This window comes from Novilysobacter viscosus, assembly GCF_046600715.1.
In the GTDB taxonomy this organism is placed as follows: Bacteria; Pseudomonadota; Gammaproteobacteria; order Xanthomonadales; family Xanthomonadaceae; genus Lysobacter_C; species Lysobacter_C viscosus.
The window spans coordinates 51,767-69,863 of record NZ_JBJMAV010000011.1; the positions used below are offsets into that span (position 1 = coordinate 51,767).

Consider the following 18,097-nt stretch of genomic DNA (forward strand, 5'->3'; position numbering starts at 1 on the left):
CGTGCCGTGTGCGATAATCGCGCGTTGATTTTCTCTGGCCCATTCCTTTCTGGCCCAATGGGCCCGGTCGCGTCCCCGCATGCAGCAGATCCGCAACTTTTCCATCATCGCCCACGTCGACCACGGCAAGTCGACCCTGGCCGATCGCATCATCCACCTGTGCGGCGGCCTGACCGCCCGCGAGATGGAGGCGCAGGTCCTGGACTCCAATCCGATCGAGCGCGAGCGCGGCATCACCATCAAGTCCCAGTCGGTGTCGCTGCCCTACACCGCGCGCAACGGGCAGACCTATTTCCTCAACTTCATCGACACCCCCGGCCACGTCGACTTCAGCTACGAGGTCAGCCGGTCGCTGGCCGCATGCGAGGGCGCGCTTCTGGTCGTGGACGCCGCGCAGGGCGTGGAGGCGCAGTCTGTCGCCAACTGCTACACCGCGGTGGAGCAGGGCCTGGAAGTGGTGCCGGTGCTCAACAAGATCGACCTGCCGACCGCCGACATCGAGCGCGCCAAGGCCGAGATCGAGGCCGTCATCGGCATCGACGCGTCCGACGCGGTGGCGGTCAGCGCCAAGACAGGCCTGAACGTGGAAGACGTGCTCGAGGCAATCGTCACCCGCATCCCGCCGCCGCGGCCGCGCGACACCGACAAGCTGCAGGCGCTGATCATCGACTCGTGGTTCGACAACTACCTGGGCGTGGTGATGCTGGTGCGCATCATGCAGGGCGAGATCAAGCCCGGCGACAAGCTCAAGGTGATGTCCACCGGGCGCACCCACCAGGCCGACAACGTCGGCGTGTTCACCCCCAAGCGCAAGGAGTTGCAGCGGCTGGGGCCGGGCGAGGTGGGCTGGGTCAACGCAAGCATCAAGGATGTCCACGGCGCGCCGGTCGGCGACACCCTGACCCTGGCCGCCGACCCCGCCGACAAGCCCCTGCCGGGCTTCCAGGAGATGCAGCCGCGCGTCTTCGCCGGCCTGTTCCCGGTCGACGCCGAGGACTACCCGGACCTGCGCGAGGCGCTGGAGAAGTTGCGGCTCAACGATGCAGCGATGCGATTCGAGCCCGAGTCTTCCGAGGCCATGGGCTTTGGCTTCCGTTGCGGCTTCCTGGGCATGCTGCACATGGAAATCGTGCAGGAGCGCCTGGAGCGCGAGTACGACCTCAACCTGATCTCGACCGCGCCGACGGTGGTCTACGAAGTGCTGAAGACCGACGGCACGATCGTGGCGATGGACAATCCGGCCAAGTTGCCGCCGGTGAACCACGTCGAGGAGGTCCGCGAGCCCATCATCCGCGCCAACATCCTCACGCCCCCCGACTACGTCGGCAACGTCATCACCCTGTGCGAGGAGAAGCGCGGCAGCCAGATCGGCATCACGTACCTGGGCAGCCAGGTGCAGATCAGCTACGAACTGCCGATGGCCGAGGTCGTGCTGGACTTCTTCGACCGCCTCAAGTCCGTCAGCCGCGGCTATGCCTCGCTGGACTACCAGTTCCTGCGTTTCCAGGCGGGTCCGTTCGTGCGGGTGGACACGCTCATCAACGGCGACAAGGTGGATGCGCTGAGCATCATTACCCACCGCAGCCACGCCGACCGGCGCGGTCGCGACCTGTGCGAGAAGATGAAGGAGCTGATCCCGCGACAGATGTTCGACGTTGCCATCCAGGCTGCGATCGGCTCGCAGGTCATCGCCCGCAGCACGGTCAAGGCGATGCGCAAGAACGTGTTGGCCAAATGCTACGGTGGCGACATCAGCCGCAAGAAGAAGCTGCTGGAAAAGCAGAAGGCCGGCAAGAAGCGGATGAAGCAGGTGGGCAGCGTGGAAATCCCCCAGGAAGCATTCCTCGCAGTGCTCAATGTGGATAACAAATAGTCGACCAGTGCCGCGGCACCGGGGTGGACGTGCGATGCAGCCAATTGGCTGTACCGGGTCCAATCCCTCGCGGCGACCGGGGGTGGGCATGACCTGCAGCACGTCCCGTACTGCGTCGGTAGCGGAATACTCCAGCCGAGCCACCCTGTTACCTGACCCTGGCAACTCCCTGCCGCTCCACCGGACCCAAAGGACCCCCGATGCGCTGGTTTGAAATCGCCCTGGTGGTGCTCACCTTCGCCACCGGCATCATCTGGTTGCTTGACGCCCTGTTTTTCGCCAAGCGCCGTGCGGCCGGCGCCAGCCTGCTGGACGACGGTACCGACCCGGTCCTCGTCGACTACTCCAAGGCGTTCTTCCCCGTGCTGCTGGTGGTACTGCTGCTGCGCAGCTTCATCGCCGAGCCGTTCCGCATCCCCTCCAATTCGATGATGCCGACGCTGTTGACGGGTGACTTCATCCTCGTCAACAAGTTCACCTACGGCCTGCGATTGCCCATCACCAACCGCAAGTTCGTCACGCTTGGCGAGCCGGCACGCGGAGACGTGGTGGTATTCCGCCCGCCGCATCATCCGGACCAGGACTGGATCAAGCGGGTGATGGGACTGCCGGGTGACCGCATCGCCTACCGCGACAATACCGTCTTCGTGAACGGCGAACCGTTGGCCTACGAGAGCGTGGGCGTATATTCGGGCACCGGGAACGGCACCGAAATGACAGGCGCGGAAGAGCTGCGCGAGCAGCTGGCTGGCCGGTCGCATACGGTTCTGGAGCGGACCAACCTGCCATTCATGGACCAGGGCGAGGGCGAGTGGGTGGTGCCTGCCGGCCACTATTTCGTGATGGGCGACAATCGTGATAATAGCGAGGACAGCCGATACTGGGGCTTCCTCCCGGAGTCCAACCTCAGGGGCAAGGCGTTCCTGATCTGGATGCACTTCGACGGGGGGTTCGAGTTCTCGCGGGTGGGCAGCAGCATCCCGTGAGGCAGGCAATCCGGTAATACCCACGCCGCGGGGCAGGCGGCGCACAGCCAAGGGGAAACTCGTATGAAACGCACGCAACGCGGCATGACCCTGATCAGCTTCATCATCGTGCTGGCGGTGGTGGGTGTCTTCGTCTACATGGGCATGAAGCTGATCCCGATGTACTCGGAGTACTACGCAGTCAAGCGTGCGCTGGCCTCCCTCAAGGCCGATCCGGGGGCTGCCAATGCCAGTCCGGCACTGGTCAGGGACCTGTTCTTCCGCAAGCTCTATGTCAGCTACGCCGATAACGTGAAGCGTGAGCACCTCAAGGTCGAACGTCGAGACGCCGGTTACCAGCTGACGGTCGACTACGAGATCCGCAAGCCGCTGATCTACAACCTGGACATCGTCGGCAAGTTCCACGCCGAGGAAGATCTGCGGCGCGGCGGCGGGCTTGAGTGATATCGGCCACCGCTTCGGCGACCCGGGCCTGCTCGCCCAGGCCCTGACCCATCGAAGTGCCGGCGCGCCCCACAACGAACGCCTGGAATTCCTGGGGGATTCGCTGGTCAACCTGATCATTGCCGATGCCCTCTACCAGCGCTGGCCGCAGGTGGACGAAGGTGCCTTGACGCGCGCGCGCGCCGAGCTGGTACGCGAGTCGGCGCTGGCACCCATAGCGCGAAGCCTGGAGCTGGGGTCGCGCCTGACGATGGGCCCGGGCGAAATGAAATCGGGGGGGCACCGGCGCGATTCGATCCTGGCCGACGCGCTGGAGGCGGTGGTCGCCGCGGTCTATCTCGATGGCGGGTTCGAGGCCTGCCGAGCGGTGGTACTGCCGTGGTTCGAAGCGGCCATGGCCGCGTTGCCGCCGCCGCACAAGGTCGGCAAGGACGCCAAGACCCGGCTGCAGGAGTGGCTGCAGGGCCGGCAGAAGCCCTTGCCGGTGTACTCGCTGATATCGGAAACCGGCGAGGAGCATGCCAAGACCTTCATGGTGGGCTGTGCCCTGGCCGAGCCGCACGTGGAGACGGAAGGCGAGGGCGGTTCCCGGCGGGCCGCCGAGCAGGTCGCAGCCGAAGCGGCGCTGGCGGCTTTGGAAGCACTGCGCGGGCGCAGTCCCGGCTAGGCCAGCTCCATCGTCGCGGCGGTCGCGGGGCGGGGAGCCTACAATCGCCCGATGCAAAGTCCATATCGCAGCGGCCACGTCGCCGTCATCGGCCGTCCCAACGTCGGCAAGTCCACCCTGACCAACGCGCTCGTGGGCGCGAAGATCAGCATTGTTTCACCGCGTCCCCAGACCACCCGCCACCGTCTGCTGGGCATCGCCACCTTTCCGGAAGGCCAGCTGGTGCTGGTCGACACGCCGGGCCTGCATCGCGACCAGGGCGGATCCACCGCGTCGGCCATGCACCGATGGATGAACCGCGCTGCGCGCGGCGCGCTGGAAGGCGTAGACGTCGCGCTGCTGGTGGTGCGCGCCGGCCAATGGGATGAAGCCGACAGCTTTGCCTATGAAGCGCTGCGTGGCGCTGGCCTGCCGGTAATCCTGGTCGTGAACCAGGTCGATCGCCTCAAGGACAAGTCGGTCCTGTTGCCGTATCTGGGCCAGGTGAGCGAGGGTCGCGAGTTCGCCTCCATCCATCCGGTCTCGGCGCTCAAGCGCAAGGGCCTGGAGCCGCTGGTCAAGAGCGTGCTGCAGCACCTGCCGGAGCAGGACGCGCTGTACGGCGAGGACGAGATCACCGACAAGAGCCAGCGCTTCCACGCCGGTGAACTGGTACGCGAGCAGCTCATGCGCCAGCTGGGCGAGGAGCTGCCGTACGCCACCACCGTGGAGATCGAGAAGTTCGAGATCGACGGCACCATGCTGCGGATCGGCGCGGTGATCTGGGTGGAACGCGACGGGCAGAAGGCGATCGTCATCGGCAAGGGCGGCGAGCGCCTGCGCGAAATCGGCACCAAGGCGCGCCAGCAGATGGAGCGCCTGTTCGACGCCAAGGTGTTTCTGGAGACCTGGGTCCGGGTCCGCGAAGGCTGGTCGGACGACGAGGCCGCGCTGCGCGCTTTCGGCTATCACGACTGAGGAAGGAAACGGGTGCGGTCCGTGCACGCTCTTCCCACCTGACCTCCCATGCGCCTGACCGCCGAACACGCCTTCGTACTGCACGCGCGTCCGTGGCGCGAAACCAGCCTGCTGGTGGAAGTGTTGACGCCCGCGCACGGTCGCGTGGGCGTGCTGGCGCGGGGCGTCCAGGGCCCGAAGCGGCACGTGCTGCGCGCTGCATTGCAACCCTTGCAGTGGATCAGGCTCGATGCCGTCCAGAGGGGCGAGCTGGCGCGGCTGGTCACGGCCGAGGCGGTCGACGCCGCGCCGCGGCTCGTGGGCGAGGCGCTGCTGGCGGGTTTCTACCTGAACGAGCTGACCCTGCGCATGGCGCCGCGCCAGGACCCCCAGCCTGACCTGTTCCGGGCGTACGCGATCGCGCGCGAGCGCCTGCGCGCCTCCGAGCCGCTGGGCTGGACCCTGCGCCGGTACGAGCGTGACCTGCTTGAAGCGCTGGGCGTGGGTTTCGACTGGGCGGTCGATGGCGATGGGGTGGTCATCGATCCCGCCGCGCGCTATCGCCTTGACCCGGAGCACGGCGCGCGGCGCGTGCTGAGCGACCGCGGGCACGCCGACCGCACCGGCGCGGCCACCGGCCGGGCGCTGTTGGCGATCGGCGCCGACACGGAGCCCGTACCCGGCGACATGGCCGGGCTGCGACGCGCCCTGCGCGAAGTCCTGTCCCACCACCTGGGTCCACGGGGGCTGAAGTCGTGGGAAATGCTGGGCGACCTGGCGCGGGTGGGGCCGTTGGACGCAGTTCCCCCGCGGGTGTGAGTTACAGCCGCTGGCGGTGTCGGCACTCTGCGGTCAGGACCGCTTCAATTGGCAGGCATTGCGCCTTGTCCACCCGGCGCCGTTGGTGACGCCAGCGTCGCCTCGACGGCGGCGTGGAATCCCGTTCTCGCCTCGGGCAGGTCGGGCCGGGCTTCGAGCACGAGCACCGCGCGCGACAGCCGCCTCGCCCCGACGAACCCGCAGCTGGCCCGCAGTTTGTGGAGCGTCCGCACGAGCCGGGCGACGTCGTCGCTGGCATGCGCGGCGTCCACTTCGTCGCGTGTATGCGGCAGCTCCTGCAGGAACAGGCCACGCAGCGTGTGGACATGGGCCAGGTTGCCATTGAGGGCGAGCGCGGCGGCCTCGTTGTCCCAGACCGGCGCGTCTTGTGTTGCGTGGCGGGGCGACGGCTCAGGGCCGCCCGCTGCCATCCCCAGCAGGGTGCGCACCGCCCCGCGGACCCCGGCTGCGGGCAAGGGCTTGACCACCACGTCGGCAAAGCCGGCTTCGCGAAGCCGGGCGTGCAGGGCCACATCGTGGCTGGCGGTATGGGCCAGTACCGGCGTGCTCGGATGCAGCAGGCGCAGGCGTTGCAACAACTCGATGCCCGAACCGTCGGCCAGGTGCGCATCAAGCAGCCACGCGTCGTAGTGCTGGCTACGCGCCAACGCGAGGGCCGCCGCCATGCCGTCGGCGCTGTCGACCTCGCAGGGCACGCCGTCCAGTGCGGTGATCAGGAAGGCGCGGCTGATCGGGTCGTCCTCGACCAGCAGCACGCGCGGCATTGTTTCGTCCGTCATTGGCCCGCCTTTCATCGTGGAGAGGCAGTGCGACTGGGTATGCTCCGGCGGATGTCGCCGCCCCGGATCGCGCCCGTACTGCCGTGGATCGTACGCCTGCTGGCGCTCGCCGTGGGCGCGGCGCTGCTGGCGGCGTGGCCGTCGTCCGCGGTGGCCAGGGCCGCAACTGCGCGGATCGATCGGGTGGTTACCCCGATGGCGACCCTGCAGGGAGTACGCGTCCGGCTGGAATGGCCGGAAGGAGCGGGGCAGGGCCGGCTGCGCCTGCAGGCCCGGCACCTGGAGGCGCCGGACCTGGGCTACCGCTTCAGTGACCTGGACTGGCAGTGCCTGCTGCAGCGCGCTGGCGACGGCTGGCGCTGCGAGGGACCGGTGCGTGGCGGGGGGGCGGGGATGCGCCTGGCGGTCGCGCTGGGCCCGGAGCGGACGCGCGCTGCGCTGACGCAGGGCGGTTCCAGCGTTACCGTGGTCCGCGATGGCAGGACCCCGGAGCTTACCCGGATCGACCTGGCGAGTGTTCCCCTGGCCTGGACCCAGGCCCTGCTGGACCGGGCATGGCCCGAGGCCCGGTTGCAGGGCGGCCGCGCCGACGCGCGCCTGGAGGTGCGGGCACGTGCCGGGCAACGCATCCGCGTCAGTGGCCCGCTGCGCCTCCACGACGCTTCGCTGGACACGCCGGACGGACGCATCGCCGCCGAGGGCCTGGACGCGCAACTGCAGTTGGACACGCAGCTGGGCTCCACCGACGACCTGGAGCTGGATGGCCGCCTGCTGGCCGGAGAGCTCCTCTACGGCACCACCTACGTCGCGATCGCAGGGCCGGTCGCACTGGCGCTGCGGGCACGCAATGTCGAGGGTGCCGGTTGGGCGATTCCGCGTATCGAGTGGCATGAGCCCGGCCGCTTGCGTGTGGCCGGTTCGCTGGCGTTCACTCCGGACCTGGCGCTCGAACAGGCCGACCTGGCCATAGCGTCGCCCGACCTGGCAGCGACCGCCGAGGGCTACCTGAGCGGGTGGCTGGGTCGGGCCGGGCTGGGAGAACTGCAGCTGGCCGGAGGCGTGGAGGCCGACCTGCGCGTCCAGAAGGGGCACCTCCAACAGGCGCGACTGTCGCTGGAGGAAGTGAGCGTCGACGACCCGCGCGGCCGCTTCGCCTTCGAGCGCCTGCATGGCGACGTCCGGTTCTCCGCGGGCGCGACGGTGTCCAGCGAGCTGTCGTGGTCGGGCGGGTCGTTGTACGGGCTGGCGTTCGGTGCGTCGCGGCTGCCTTTCACCAGCCGCGACGGCGTGCTCCAGCTTGACCATGGCATCAAGGCCGCGACGCTGGGCGGAACGGCGCGCATCGAGCAGCTGCGGCTCCGTCCCCCCGGGCCCGCCGGCGGCTTGGAGATCACCTTCGGGCTTGGTCTGGACTCGCTCGACGTGGGTCAGCTGGCCCAGGCGCTGGGCTGGCCCGCCTTTACCGGCCGGCTGAGCGGACGCATTCCGCAGGCGCGTTATGCCAACGACCGGCTGGAGTTCGACGGCGGCCTGAGCATGGCCTTGTTCGACGGCACCGTGGACGTGTCCGCGCTGGCGATGGAGCGGCCGTTCGGTGTTGCGCCCACGCTGTCGGCCGACATCGCGATCGACGACCTGGACCTGCAGTCGCTGACTGGCGTATTCGGCTTCGGCGAAATCACCGGCGCGCTTGACGGACGCATCGACGGCCTGCGGCTGGTGGACTGGCAGCCGGTCGCGTTCGACGCGGCACTGCGTACCCAGCGCAAGCCCGGATTGCGCCAGCGCATCAGCCAGCGCGCGGTCCAGGACCTGTCGAGCGTGGGTGACCCCGGCTTCGCCGGCACGCTCCAGGCGCAGTTGATCGGCCTGTTCGACGACTTCGGCTACTCGCGTATCGGCATATCCTGCCGCTTGGCGGACGAAGTCTGCCAAATGGACGGACTGGGTTCAGCGGGCCGGGGCTTTATTATCGTGCAGGGTTCGGGTTTGCCGCGGCTGACCGTGGTGGGCTTCAACCGACGGGTCGACTGGCCGACGCTGGTCGAACGATTGGCCGCGGTGGGGTCGGGCGAAATCAAGCCGGTCGTCGAGTGACCGGCACAACAGGAGATTGACATGCGACGTTGGATGGGATTGCCGGTAGCCGCGGTGGTATTGACCGCGTGCGTAACGATCAACGTCTATTTCCCGGCGGCGGAGGCCCAGGAAGCCGCGCGGGAGTTCGTCGAAAAGGTCATCGACGACGAGCGCGATGCCACGCCGGTGGATGGCCAGGGCGGGGGATCCTCAGGCGGGTTGGCCGCGCTGTCGATGCCGCGCGTGGACCTGCTGGCGATGGTGGGGATCGGCACCGCGCACGCGCAGAGCCCCGACATCACGATCAAGACGCCGGCCATCCAGGCCATCCAGGCGCGCATGAAGCAACGCTTCGATACCCAGTTGCGGGCCGCGTTCGATGCGGGCGCGCTGGGCTTCGCCGCCGACGGCACCATCGTGGTGCGCGACGCCGGCAAGCTCGCGCTGAAGGAGCGGGTGGCGGTCAACCAGGCGGTGGCCGACGACAACCGCGACCGCAAGGCGGTGTACCGGGAAGTCGCCGTCGCCAATGGCCACCCCGAGTGGGAGGGGCGCATTCGCGAAGTGTTCGCCCGCCAGTGGATCGACAGCGCACGCCCGGGGTGGTGGTACCAGTCCGGTGGTAGCTGGAAGCAGAAGTAGCCGCCAGCGGCCCGTAGCTGGAATCGACCGAAGGCCCGCATCGCGGGCCTTCCTTTGTCTGGTGCCTGCCGCCTCGCTGCGCGTTGCAGGGCGGGAGCCTGCAAGCGCGGAATTCCGGCCCCCCGGGCCCAGGTCCGTGACCTGCGGGACCTTCCGCGTCCCGCTTGCCGCCTTCTGCGACAATGCGCGCCCGCCGAATCCCGGACCGACCCCACGTGGCACGCCGTTCCCGTATCGACCCCACCCCGTTCGAAGCCTGCATCACCGACCTGACCCACGACGGCCGCGGGGTGGCCCGCCGCGGGGACGGCAAGGCGGTGTTCGTCGCCGGCGCGCTGCCGGAGGAACGGGTCATGGCGGTGCAGTCGGCGAAGAACCGGCACTTCGACGAGGCACGCACGGTCCAGGTCCTGGAGGCGTCGGTGCACCGCGTGGAGCCGCGCTGCCCGCATTTCGGGACCTGCGGAGGATGCGCACTGCAGCACCTGGCGGTGGACAGCCAGATCCTGGCCAAGCAGCGCGTGCTGATGGAGAACCTGGAGCGCATCGGACATGTGACTCCCGAGCGCGTGCTGCCCCCACTGACCGACGCCGCGTGGGGCTACCGCCGCAAGGGCCGGTTCTCGGTGCGCCGGGTCGAGAAGAAGGGACGCACGCTGGTGGGCTTCCGTGAGCAGGACCCGCGGTTCGTCGCCGAGCTGCACGAGTGCCACACCGTCATCCCGGCCATTGGCAGCCGCATCCCGGCGCTGGCCGCGCTCGTCGATGGCCTGCAGGCCCGCAGTGCGATCCCGCAGATCGAATTCATTGCCGGCGACCCGGGCGATGCGTTCGATGGCGTCGCGCTGACCATCCGCCACCTTGAGCCACTCCCGGACGCCGACCGGGCGGCACTGGTGGCCTTCGGCCAGCTGCACCGGTTCGCCATCTTCCTGCAGCCGGGCGGGCTGGAAAGCGTGCATCCGCTGTGGCCCGAGGCGCCGCAGCTTTCGTTTTCGCTGCCCGAGTGGAACCTGGTCTACGGTTTCCGGCCGCTGGACTTCATCCAGGTCAACGCGGGCCTCAACGGCAAGATGATCCGCAGTGCGCTGGACCTGCTGGACGCGCAGCCGGACGAGCGCGTGCTCGACCTGTTCTGCGGCCTGGGAAACTTCACACTGCCGCTGGCGCGCAGCGTGCGCTCGGTGGTCGGCGTGGAGGGCGAGGCCGGGCTGGTGCTGCGTGCCCGCGAGAATGCCGCGCGCAACGGGCTCGGCAACGCGCAGTTCCATGCAGCCGATCTGGCGCAGGACCTGTCCGGTCACGCATGGATGCGCGACGGCTTCGACAAGCTGCTGCTGGACCCGCCCCGCTCGGGTGCGGACTTCGCGCTGACCCAGCTGCCCCTGAAGCAGTTCAAGCGGATCGTGTATGTCAGCTGCCACCCGGCTTCGCTGGCGCGCGACGCCGGCTACCTGGTCCGCGAGAAGGGCTGGGCGTTGAAGGCGGCCGGGGTGATGGACATGTTCCCCCACACCGCGCACGTGGAATCGATCGCGATGTTCGAGCCGCGCTGAAAGCAGTGCCGGCAGGTGGGCCGTAGCGACGCAACAGGGAACGGAGTTGGTTTTCGATCGCGCCTGAAGGCGCTCCTACGTGAGGCGGCTGCACAGTGGCAATCGAGATCGAACGCAAATTCCTCGTCAGCGGCGAAGGCTGGCGCGCCGCGGCGCACACGGCCGTGCCCATGGCGCAGGGCTACCTCAACGACCTGGCGGCCATGGACGCCATGCCGGGGCGGGTGGCCATGAAGGCTTCGGTGCGCGTGCGAATTGCTGGCGGTGAGGCTTACCTCAACCTCAAATCGCGCGAACTGGGCCACACCCGGCAGGAGTTCGACTACCCGATCCCGTTGGCCGACGCGCGCGACCTGCTGGCGCTGTGCGTGGGCGGCCTGGTCGACAAGGTCCGCCACCACGTGGAGGTCGGTGGGCGGGTATGGGAGGTGGACGAATTTCTTGGCGACAACGCCGGGCTGGTGGTGGCGGAGCTGGAACTGGAGTCGGCCGATGCCGCGTTCGAGCGCCCCGACTGGCTGGGACGCGAGGTCACCGACAGCGCCCGTTACTACAACCTCGCGCTGGCGACCCGCCCGTTCGCCCGCTGGTCACCGGCCGAGCGCGACGGCTCCACGGTGTAGGAGCGGTTCCAGCCGCGGCGCCGAGGGGCCGCCCCTTGTGAGTGCGCCCGCACCCGCCGCTCGCCGGGCTTCTGACACAATGACCGGCCGTCCCGACCGGACGGGTTTTCAACGCTTCCGCAGGGATCCAAGCATGCTTGTCATCGGCGTCGCCGGACACGAACTCACCGCGCAGGAGCGCGACTGGCTGCAGCACGACGCCTGCGCCGGTGTGATCCTGTTCACCCGAAACTTCGCCTCGCGCCAGCAGGTGGCCGAGCTGTCGCAGGCTATCCGCGAGACAGCGCCGCGGCCGCAGCTGGTGTGCGTGGACCAGGAGGGCGGGCGCGTGCAGCGCTTCCGTGAGGGCTACAGCGCATTGCCACCGCTGGAAGGCTTCGGCCGCCAGTACGCGCAGGACCGCGAGGCCGCGCTCAGGCTCGCCGAGGAACACGCCTGGGTAATGGCCAGCGAGATCAGGGCCTCCGGCGTGGACCTGAGTTTCGCGCCGGTGGTTGACCTGGGGCGGGGGAACCGCGCCATCGGCGACCGCGCGTTCTCCGAGGACCCGCAGGTCGTGTCCGAGTTCACCCGCGCCTACGTGCGCGGCATGCACGCGGCCGGCATGGCGGCGACGCTCAAGCACTTCCCGGGCCATGGCTCGGTGCTGGAAGACACGCACTTCGACGACGCCGTGGACCCGCGCGCCCTGGACGAGATACGTGCCCTGGACCTGGTGCCGTTCGAAGCGGGCATCGCCGCGGGGGCCGACGCGGTGATGATGGCGCACGTGGTCTATCCCGCGGTCGCGCCGGAACCGGCCGGGTACTCGAAGGTGTGGATCGAGGACATCCTGCGCGCACAGATGGGCTTCCGCGGCGTGGTGTTCTCCGACGACATCGGCATGGCCGCGGCGTTCTCCGCCGGCGGCATCAAGCAGCGCGTCGACCTGCACCTGGACGCCGGTTGCGACGTCGTGCTGGTGTGCCACCCGGAGCTGGTCGAGGAGTCGCTCAAGGCCGTCGAAGGCCGCGCGCTCAGCACGATGGCGCTGGTCAACCTGATCGGGCGAGGCCCCATGGGTTGGGACGGCCTGCTCGCAGACACCCGTTATGAAGACTCGCGCGGTCGGCTGGAGGGGCTGGCATGACCGGCGCGCCTGACAACCCGCCGTCGCTGGCCGGCGCCCTCGCCAATTCCGACGTGATCCACGACCGCGCCTCACTGGAGCAGGCCATCGAACGCATGGCGGTGGGCATCGCCGGCGACTACGCCGGCAGCGTGCCGGTGTACCTGACGGTCATGCACGGCGGCATGCCGTTTGCCGCGCAACTGGCGTTCGCGCTGGGCGGGCAAGGCCTGGACCTGGAATTCGATTACCTGCACGCCACGCGGTACCGCGGTGCGACCTCCGGCGGCGAGCTGGTGTGGAAGCATCGCCCCGCCACGCCGTTGCAGGGCCGCCGGGTGCTGCTGGTCGACGACATCCTCGATGAGGGCCACACCATGGCCGGCATCGTGGCCTGGTGCCTGGAACAGGGTGCAAGCGACGTGCGCATCGCCGCGCTGGCGGTGAAGACGCACGGCCGATGCGTGCCCGGCATCTGCGCAGACTATGCGGGGGTGGAGGTGCCGGACCGCTACGTGTTCGGCTACGGCATGGATTTCCACGAACAGGGCCGCAACCTGCCGGCGATCTACGCGCTGCGGTGATCCGGCTGCCGTAGGAGCGACGGGAGTCGCGACCCTGCCGCCGGGTGCGATCCGCCAGCACGTGTGGATGAGTTCGCCACTCACGTCGCTCCTACACATAGGGCTTTGCATGACGACCGCAACCGACACCATCGACCTTGCCGTCATCGGCGGCACCGGCCTGTACGCACTGGCCGAGCTGCAGGATGCCCAGGCCCACCAGCCTCCGACGCCTTACGGCGCGTTGTCGGGACCCGTGCGCGTTGGCACATTCGCCGAGCGCCGGGTCGCGTTCCTGGCCCGGCACGGCGAGGGCCATTCGGTCCCGCCCCACAGGATCAACTACCGCGCCAACCTCGCCGCACTCAAGGCCCTGGGTGCGACGCGCGTTCTGGCACTCAATACCGTCGGCGGCATCACCGGGCGTTTCGGGCCGCGCGTGCTGGCGTGCCCGGACCAACTGATCGACTACACCTGGGGGCGGATCTCCACGTTGTGCGAGGACGCCGGTACCGAGGTGCTGCACGTGGATTTCGGCGAGCCCTACACCCGCAGCCTGCGCGCCGCCGTGGTCGAGGCGGCAGGGAGCGCCGGCGTGGCGCTGGTGGACGGCGGCTGCTATGGCGCCACCCAGGGCCCGCGCCTGGAGACGCGCGCGGAGATCGCCCGGATGCGCCGTGATGGCTGCGACCTGGTCGGCATGACCGGCATGCCCGAGGCCGGACTGGCGCGCGAGCTGGGGCTGGACTACGCGTGCCTGGCAATCGTGGCGAACTGGGCCGCCGGCGCGGGGCCGGACCCGGACGAGGTCATCACCCTGCAGGACGTGCTGGACAACGTGGCGGCCGCTTCCTCGGGCCTCCCGGGCTTGCTGCGGGCACTGCTGGACGGCTGAGGCGGCACGTTCGTCGGACAGGCGATTGTCAAGCCGCCGTTCACTTTGCATACTCGGGTCGCGCCCTGGTCGCCCCACGCGCCGGCGCAGCCAACGCACCCAGCATGAGGTCATCAAGGATATGCAGTACGGCACCGTGAAGTGGTTCAACGATGCGAAGGGATTCGGGTTCATCTCGCCGGAAGACGGCAGCGCCGATGTCTTCGCCCATTTTTCCGCGATCAATTCCAAGGGCTTCCGCAGCCTGCAGGAAGGCCAGCGCGTCAGCTACGAGGTCACCCAGGGTCCGAAGGGCGCCCAGGCCACCGACATCACGCCGGCGGAATAGGTCACCCGCACTCACTGGCATTTCCAGGGCCCCGCTCCGGCGGGGCCTTTTTCTTGGCCGTTGCGCCACCACTGCCGTGCACTCCCACGCGCACGCCGGTCCGTGCATCGAACCCTTGCGTTGCGTCGCCGCAGAGCCGTCGCGACAGGGGGCGCGATACGCTGCCCGCCCACCTCCGCGGAGCGCCGTGATGATCGAACTGCACTACTGGCCCACGCCCAACGGCTACAAGATCCGCCTGTTGCTGGAAGAGGCCGGCCTGGAGTACCGGATCGTGCCGGTCGACATCGGCAAGGGCGACCAGTTCAAGCCCGATTTCCTTGAAATATCGCCGAACAACAAGATGCCCGCCATCGTCGACCATGCCCCGGGCGGCGGCGGAAGTCCGCTGTCGCTGTTCGAGTCCGGTGCGATCCTGTTGTACCTCGCCGACAAGACCGGGCGGTTCCTTCCCCGGTCCATGCGCGAGCGCCACCAGGCCTTGCAGTGGCTGTTCTGGCAGGTTGCCGGGCTGGGGCCGATGGCGGGGCAGGCCGGGCATTTCCGGGTGTACGCGCCGGAGAAGGTCGAATACGGGATCGACCGGTACACCCGGGAAGTCTCGCGCCTGTATGGCGTGCTGGACTGCCAACTGCAGGGGCGCGCCTTCGTGGCCGGCGATGACTACTCGATCGTGGACATGGCCATCTATCCGTGGATCGTCCCGTACGAGGCCCACGGCCAGTCGCTGGCCGGCTTCCCGGCGTTGTCGCGCTGGTTCGAGACGGTCCGCGCCCGGCCTGCGACGGCGCGGGTCTATGAAGAACCCTCGACCGCGTACTCGTCCAAGCAGCCGCTCACCGACGAGGCGCGGCGCATCCTGTTCGGGCAGGGTGGGCCGCCGGGCTGATCCGACTCGCGCCTGGCCTCAGTCCAGGAACTGCAACCGCGCCAGTTCGGCGTACAGCCCGCCCTCGGCCACCAGTGCCTCGTGCGTGCCCTCGGCGATGATGCGGCCGTGGTCCATCACCACGATGCGGTCGGCCTTGAGCACCGTCGCCAGGCGGTGGGCGACGACGAGGGTGGTGCGGCCTTCCATCAGCGTCTCCAGCGCCTGCTGTACGGCCCGCTCGCTCTGGGCGTCGAGTGCGCTGGTGGCTTCGTCAAGCAAGAGGATCGGGGCGTCCTTGAGCAGGGCGCGGGCGATCGCGATCCGCTGCTGCTGGCCACCCGACAGGCGGGCCCCGCGTTCGCCCAGCTCGGTGTCCAGGCCCTCGGGCAGGGCGGCGATGAAGTCATCCGCATGGGCGGCGCGCACCGCGGCATCGATTTCCGCATCGGTGGCATCCAGGCGGCCGTAGCGGATGTTCTCGCGCGCGCTGGCGGCAAAGATGGTCGGCTGCTGGGGCACCAGCGCGATGGCCCCGCGCAGTTCGGAGGGATCGAGCGTGCGGATGTCCACGCCGTCCACGCGAACCGTGCCGGCGGCGGGGTCGGGATCGTGGAAGCGCAGCAGCAACGAGAACACCGTGCTCTTGCCCGCGCCCGACGGGCCCACCAGCGCAACCGTCTCGCCCGGCTTGACATGCAGGGTGAATGCATCGAGCGCGGCGCGGTCGGGGCGCTGGGGGTAATGGAAGCCCACGCCGTCGAGCACCACGTCGCCGCGAACCGGTTGCGGCAGTCGCGCCGGCTGCGTGGGCGGCTTGACGCCCGGCTGCTCCTGCAGCAACTCGCTGATGCGGCCCATGCCGCCCGCCGCGCGCTGCAGCTCGTTGAAAACCTCGGCCAGCGCACCGACCGAGCCACCGCCGATCAGCGCGTAGAGCACGAACTGGCCCAGGGTGCCAGCGCTCATGCGCCCGGCGACCACGTCGTGCGCGCCGGACCACAACACCAGCGTGATCGCGCCGAAGATGAGCGTGATCGCGATGGCCGTCACCCAGGCCTGGGCCTGGATACGGCGACGCGCGGTGCGCACCGCGAGCGCCAGCGCCTCGCCGAAGCGGCCGCGCTCGTACGGCTCGCGCGCATGGGCCTGCACCGTGCGCACCGCGCCGAGGGTTTCGTTGGCCAGTGCGTTGGCGTCGGCCACCCGGTCCTGCGCCGCACGCGAGATCTTCTGCAGGCGGCGCCCGCCGAGCACGATCGGCAGCACCGCCAGTGGGATGCCGACCAGCGCATACGCCGCCAGGCGCGGGCTGGTCACGAACAGCATGGCGATGCTGCCGCTGAAGGTGACCAGGCTGCGCAGCGCCACCGACATGCTGGTGCCGACCACGCTGCGCAGCAGCTCGGCGTCGGCGGTCAGGCGCGACACCAGCTCGCCGCTGCGGTTGCGGTCGTGGAAACCGGCATCCAGGGCGATCAGGTGCGCGTACAGGCGCTCGCGCAGGTCGGCCACGACCCGCTCGGCCAGCAGCGATACGAAGAAGAACCGGGCCGCGGTCGCCAGGGCGAGCACCAGCGCCACCGCGAACAGCAGCAGGAACGCGCGGTCGATGCCGCTGCCCCCGCCCTGGGCGAAGCCCTGGTCGATCATGATCCGGAAGGCATACGGCAGGCTGAGCGTGGCGCTGCTGGATGCCGCCAGCGCCAGCAACCACGCCACGAACAGCGGCCGGTGGCGCTGCACGAAGGGCCAGAGCGTGCGCAGCCGGCCGATCGGGGCCTTGGTCGGGGTGGCGGGGGGGGAGGCGTCGTTCATCCCGCCATTGTCCTTCATCGGGCCGGTGTCGCGTCACCACTCTTGCGTGCGCGGCTCCCGCCCGCAGCGCCTGCTCCGCCTTCCATTGAACCGGACAGGCTCTGTCGGGGCCGCCCGCACCCCGTCCTCGCCGGGCGGGTCACGCGTCTTCGAAGCGGACGCGCGCGCGGCCACGGGTGGCGTCGCGCAGGTGGTCGACCAGCGCGTCGCCCCGGTCGACCGGAAGCCGCAGGCGGAGATGGGCGCCGTTGGCTCCGAAACGCTCGTCCAGCTTCTCGGCATCGTGCGCCGGCAGTGCCGCGTGTATCGCCCCCGTATCGGCGAACGGGTAGTCCACGTGCACCTCGCAGGTCGGGACCAGCGGCGTGCGCGCGGCGGTACGCAGGCACTCCGCGGCCACGCCGCCGTACGCACGGACGAGTCCACCGGCGCCCAGCTTGATACCGCCGTACCAGCGGGTGACGACCACCGCCAGGCGGTCCAGGCCCTGGCCCTCGATCGCGGCGAGGATCGGCCGGCCGGCGGTGCCGCCGATTTCGCCGTCGTCGTTGAATCGGTACTCGCTACCGATGCGGTAGGCCCAGCAGTTGTGCGTGGCGGTGGAGTCGCCCACTTCGGCGAAGAACGCCAGCGCGGCGGCAGGGCACTCCACCGGGGCGGCCTGCGCGAGGAAGCGGCTGTGCTTGACCTCGATGCCATGCGACGCACGCTCGGCCAGCGTCTCCAGGTTCACGGTGCGGGGTACGTGACCGGCAGCAGCGGCTGCAGGTCGTCGGGAACGTCGCGTCCGGGGTGGGCGTCGAGGAAGCGCGCCAGCATGTCGCGTGCGGCGTCGAGGTCGCCACGGTCGCGCAATCGCCGGATCCCGGCGAACCATTCCGAAGGCGGCGCAGGTGTGGACAGCGAGGCGGCGGAGTCCATGCCCGCATGGAACTGTGCGGCCGGTTCCTCGCGGGTGCCCTGCTGGCGAAGCGCACGGGACTGCGCCATCGCGGCCGGAGCAGCGCGCGCGCCGGTGGTGTAGCTGTGCCGCCGCTCGCGGGGTGGCGGGGCCGCCTGGCGCGTGCCTTCCATGGCCGGCGCGGGGGCGGC

Annotated in this window: 18 protein-coding genes and 1 pseudogene; 15 read left to right on the forward strand and 4 right to left on the reverse strand. The window is 69.4% G+C overall.

What is annotated here, in order from left to right; genetic code table 11:
- The first annotated feature begins 79 nt into the window (after nucleotides 1–79).
- The 6 genes from lepA (at nucleotide 80) to recO (ending at nucleotide 5,725) form a co-directional block, all read left to right on the forward strand.
- A complete protein-coding gene (gene lepA / locus ACJQWL_RS13270; protein ID WP_330969118.1) occupies nucleotides 80–1,873 on the forward strand; it encodes a translation elongation factor 4 in 1,794 nt (597 codons plus the stop codon).
- A 200-nt stretch (nucleotides 1,874–2,073) separates the two neighbouring features.
- Nucleotides 2,074–2,859, forward strand: coding sequence for a signal peptidase I (gene lepB, locus ACJQWL_RS13275; RefSeq protein WP_330969117.1), 786 nt, complete (start codon nucleotides 2,074–2,076; stop codon nucleotides 2,857–2,859).
- A gap of 63 nt (nucleotides 2,860–2,922) precedes the next feature.
- Nucleotides 2,923–3,303, forward strand: coding sequence for a DUF4845 domain-containing protein (locus ACJQWL_RS13280; protein WP_330969116.1), 381 nt, complete (start codon nucleotides 2,923–2,925; stop codon nucleotides 3,301–3,303).
- Complete coding sequence (rnc, locus tag ACJQWL_RS13285) at nucleotides 3,275–3,970, forward strand: ribonuclease III (protein WP_411300954.1); 696 nt, start codon at nucleotides 3,275–3,277, stop codon at nucleotides 3,968–3,970. The genes ACJQWL_RS13280 and rnc overlap by 29 nt, the downstream gene beginning before the upstream one ends.
- A gap of 51 nt (nucleotides 3,971–4,021) precedes the next feature.
- Complete coding sequence (gene era / locus ACJQWL_RS13290) at nucleotides 4,022–4,927, forward strand: GTPase Era (RefSeq protein WP_330969114.1); 906 nt, start codon at nucleotides 4,022–4,024, stop codon at nucleotides 4,925–4,927.
- A 48-nt stretch (nucleotides 4,928–4,975) separates the two neighbouring features.
- Entirely contained in the window at nucleotides 4,976–5,725 is a 750-nt protein-coding gene (recO, locus tag ACJQWL_RS13295; RefSeq protein ID WP_330969113.1) for a DNA repair protein RecO, read from the forward strand.
- 44 nt (nucleotides 5,726–5,769) lie between these two features.
- On the opposite strand, the gene ACJQWL_RS13300 is transcribed toward recO, so the two are convergent.
- A complete protein-coding gene (locus tag ACJQWL_RS13300; RefSeq protein WP_330969112.1) occupies nucleotides 5,770–6,525 on the reverse strand; it encodes a hybrid sensor histidine kinase/response regulator in 756 nt (251 codons plus the stop codon).
- Between the two features lie 51 nt (nucleotides 6,526–6,576).
- On the opposite strand from ACJQWL_RS13300, the gene ACJQWL_RS13305 reads away from it, so the two are divergent.
- The 9 genes from ACJQWL_RS13305 (at nucleotide 6,577) to ACJQWL_RS13345 (ending at nucleotide 15,208) form a co-directional block, all read left to right on the forward strand.
- The gene (locus ACJQWL_RS13305) at nucleotides 6,577–8,622 is read left to right on the forward strand and encodes a translocation/assembly module TamB domain-containing protein (protein WP_330969111.1); all 2,046 of its coding nucleotides are present in this window, start codon (nucleotides 6,577–6,579) and stop codon (nucleotides 8,620–8,622) included.
- A gap of 21 nt (nucleotides 8,623–8,643) precedes the next feature.
- The gene (locus tag ACJQWL_RS13310; protein ID WP_330969110.1) at nucleotides 8,644–9,246 is read left to right on the forward strand and encodes a YdbL family probable chaperone protein; all 603 of its coding nucleotides are present in this window, start codon (nucleotides 8,644–8,646) and stop codon (nucleotides 9,244–9,246) included.
- Nucleotides 9,247–9,461: 215 nt separating this feature from the next.
- Nucleotides 9,462–10,802 carry a 23S rRNA (uracil(1939)-C(5))-methyltransferase RlmD gene (gene rlmD, locus ACJQWL_RS13315; RefSeq protein WP_330969109.1) on the forward strand — a complete coding sequence of 447 codons (1,341 nt, stop codon included), beginning with the start codon at nucleotides 9,462–9,464 and terminating at the stop codon, nucleotides 10,800–10,802.
- Nucleotides 10,803–10,897: 95 nt separating this feature from the next.
- Entirely contained in the window at nucleotides 10,898–11,425 is a 528-nt protein-coding gene (locus ACJQWL_RS13320) for a CYTH domain-containing protein (RefSeq protein WP_330969108.1), read from the forward strand.
- A gap of 133 nt (nucleotides 11,426–11,558) precedes the next feature.
- Nucleotides 11,559–12,554 carry a beta-N-acetylhexosaminidase gene (gene nagZ / locus ACJQWL_RS13325; RefSeq protein WP_330969107.1) on the forward strand — a complete coding sequence of 332 codons (996 nt, stop codon included), beginning with the start codon at nucleotides 11,559–11,561 and terminating at the stop codon, nucleotides 12,552–12,554.
- Complete coding sequence (locus ACJQWL_RS13330; RefSeq protein WP_330969106.1) at nucleotides 12,551–13,117, forward strand: hypoxanthine-guanine phosphoribosyltransferase; 567 nt, start codon at nucleotides 12,551–12,553, stop codon at nucleotides 13,115–13,117. The genes nagZ and ACJQWL_RS13330 overlap by 4 nt, the downstream gene beginning before the upstream one ends.
- Before the next feature lie 109 nt (nucleotides 13,118–13,226).
- Nucleotides 13,227–13,991, forward strand: coding sequence for an S-methyl-5'-thioinosine phosphorylase (locus ACJQWL_RS13335; protein WP_330969105.1), 765 nt, complete (start codon nucleotides 13,227–13,229; stop codon nucleotides 13,989–13,991).
- Between the two features lie 121 nt (nucleotides 13,992–14,112).
- A complete protein-coding gene (locus ACJQWL_RS13340) occupies nucleotides 14,113–14,319 on the forward strand; it encodes a cold-shock protein (RefSeq protein ID WP_330969104.1) in 207 nt (68 codons plus the stop codon).
- Between the two features lie 190 nt (nucleotides 14,320–14,509).
- Nucleotides 14,510–15,208 (forward strand): glutathione S-transferase N-terminal domain-containing protein, encoded by a 699-nt coding sequence (locus ACJQWL_RS13345; protein ID WP_330969103.1) that lies wholly within the window; start codon nucleotides 14,510–14,512, stop codon nucleotides 15,206–15,208.
- An 18-nt stretch (nucleotides 15,209–15,226) separates the two neighbouring features.
- Here the strand turns inward: ACJQWL_RS13345 and ACJQWL_RS13350 are convergent, their stop codons facing one another.
- The 3 genes and pseudogenes from ACJQWL_RS13350 to ACJQWL_RS13360 form a co-directional block, all read right to left on the reverse strand.
- Entirely contained in the window at nucleotides 15,227–17,005 is a 1,779-nt protein-coding gene (locus tag ACJQWL_RS13350; protein ID WP_411300951.1) for an ABC transporter transmembrane domain-containing protein, read from the reverse strand.
- A 139-nt stretch (nucleotides 17,006–17,144) separates the two neighbouring features.
- Nucleotides 17,145–17,738, reverse strand: a complete 594-nt coding sequence (locus ACJQWL_RS13355; RefSeq protein ID WP_330969101.1) for an IMPACT family protein — start codon at nucleotides 17,736–17,738, stop codon at nucleotides 17,145–17,147.
- A pseudogene (locus ACJQWL_RS13360) lies at nucleotides 17,735–18,097 on the reverse strand (hypothetical protein); the annotation flags it as partial. The gene ACJQWL_RS13355 and the pseudogene ACJQWL_RS13360, both read right to left, overlap by 4 nt.

What these genes read in the sequence shown, in the direction of transcription:
- lepA (WP_330969118.1), top strand. Translation starts at nt 80, where the DNA reads ATGCAGCAGATCCGCAACTTTTCCATCATCGCCCACGTCGACCACGGC.
- lepB (WP_330969117.1), top strand. Translation starts at nt 2,074, where the DNA reads ATGCGCTGGTTTGAAATCGCCCTGGTGGTGCTCACCTTCGCCACCGGC.
- ACJQWL_RS13280 (WP_330969116.1), top strand. Translation starts at nt 2,923, where the DNA reads ATGAAACGCACGCAACGCGGCATGACCCTGATCAGCTTCATCATCGTG.
- era (WP_330969114.1), top strand. Translation starts at nt 4,022, where the DNA reads ATGCAAAGTCCATATCGCAGCGGCCACGTCGCCGTCATCGGCCGTCCC.
- recO (WP_330969113.1), top strand. Translation starts at nt 4,976, where the DNA reads ATGCGCCTGACCGCCGAACACGCCTTCGTACTGCACGCGCGTCCGTGG.
- ACJQWL_RS13300 (WP_330969112.1), bottom strand. Translation starts at nt 6,525, where the DNA reads ATGACGGACGAAACAATGCCGCGCGTGCTGCTGGTCGAGGACGACCCG.
- ACJQWL_RS13305 (WP_330969111.1), top strand. Translation starts at nt 6,577, where the DNA reads ATGTCGCCGCCCCGGATCGCGCCCGTACTGCCGTGGATCGTACGCCTG.
- ACJQWL_RS13310 (WP_330969110.1), top strand. Translation starts at nt 8,644, where the DNA reads ATGCGACGTTGGATGGGATTGCCGGTAGCCGCGGTGGTATTGACCGCG.
- nagZ (WP_330969107.1), top strand. Translation starts at nt 11,559, where the DNA reads ATGCTTGTCATCGGCGTCGCCGGACACGAACTCACCGCGCAGGAGCGC.
- ACJQWL_RS13330 (WP_330969106.1), top strand. Translation starts at nt 12,551, where the DNA reads ATGACCGGCGCGCCTGACAACCCGCCGTCGCTGGCCGGCGCCCTCGCC.
- ACJQWL_RS13335 (WP_330969105.1), top strand. Translation starts at nt 13,227, where the DNA reads ATGACGACCGCAACCGACACCATCGACCTTGCCGTCATCGGCGGCACC.
- ACJQWL_RS13340 (WP_330969104.1), top strand. Translation starts at nt 14,113, where the DNA reads ATGCAGTACGGCACCGTGAAGTGGTTCAACGATGCGAAGGGATTCGGG.
- ACJQWL_RS13345 (WP_330969103.1), top strand. Translation starts at nt 14,510, where the DNA reads ATGATCGAACTGCACTACTGGCCCACGCCCAACGGCTACAAGATCCGC.
- ACJQWL_RS13350 (WP_411300951.1), bottom strand. Translation starts at nt 17,005, where the DNA reads ATGAACGACGCCTCCCCCCCCGCCACCCCGACCAAGGCCCCGATCGGC.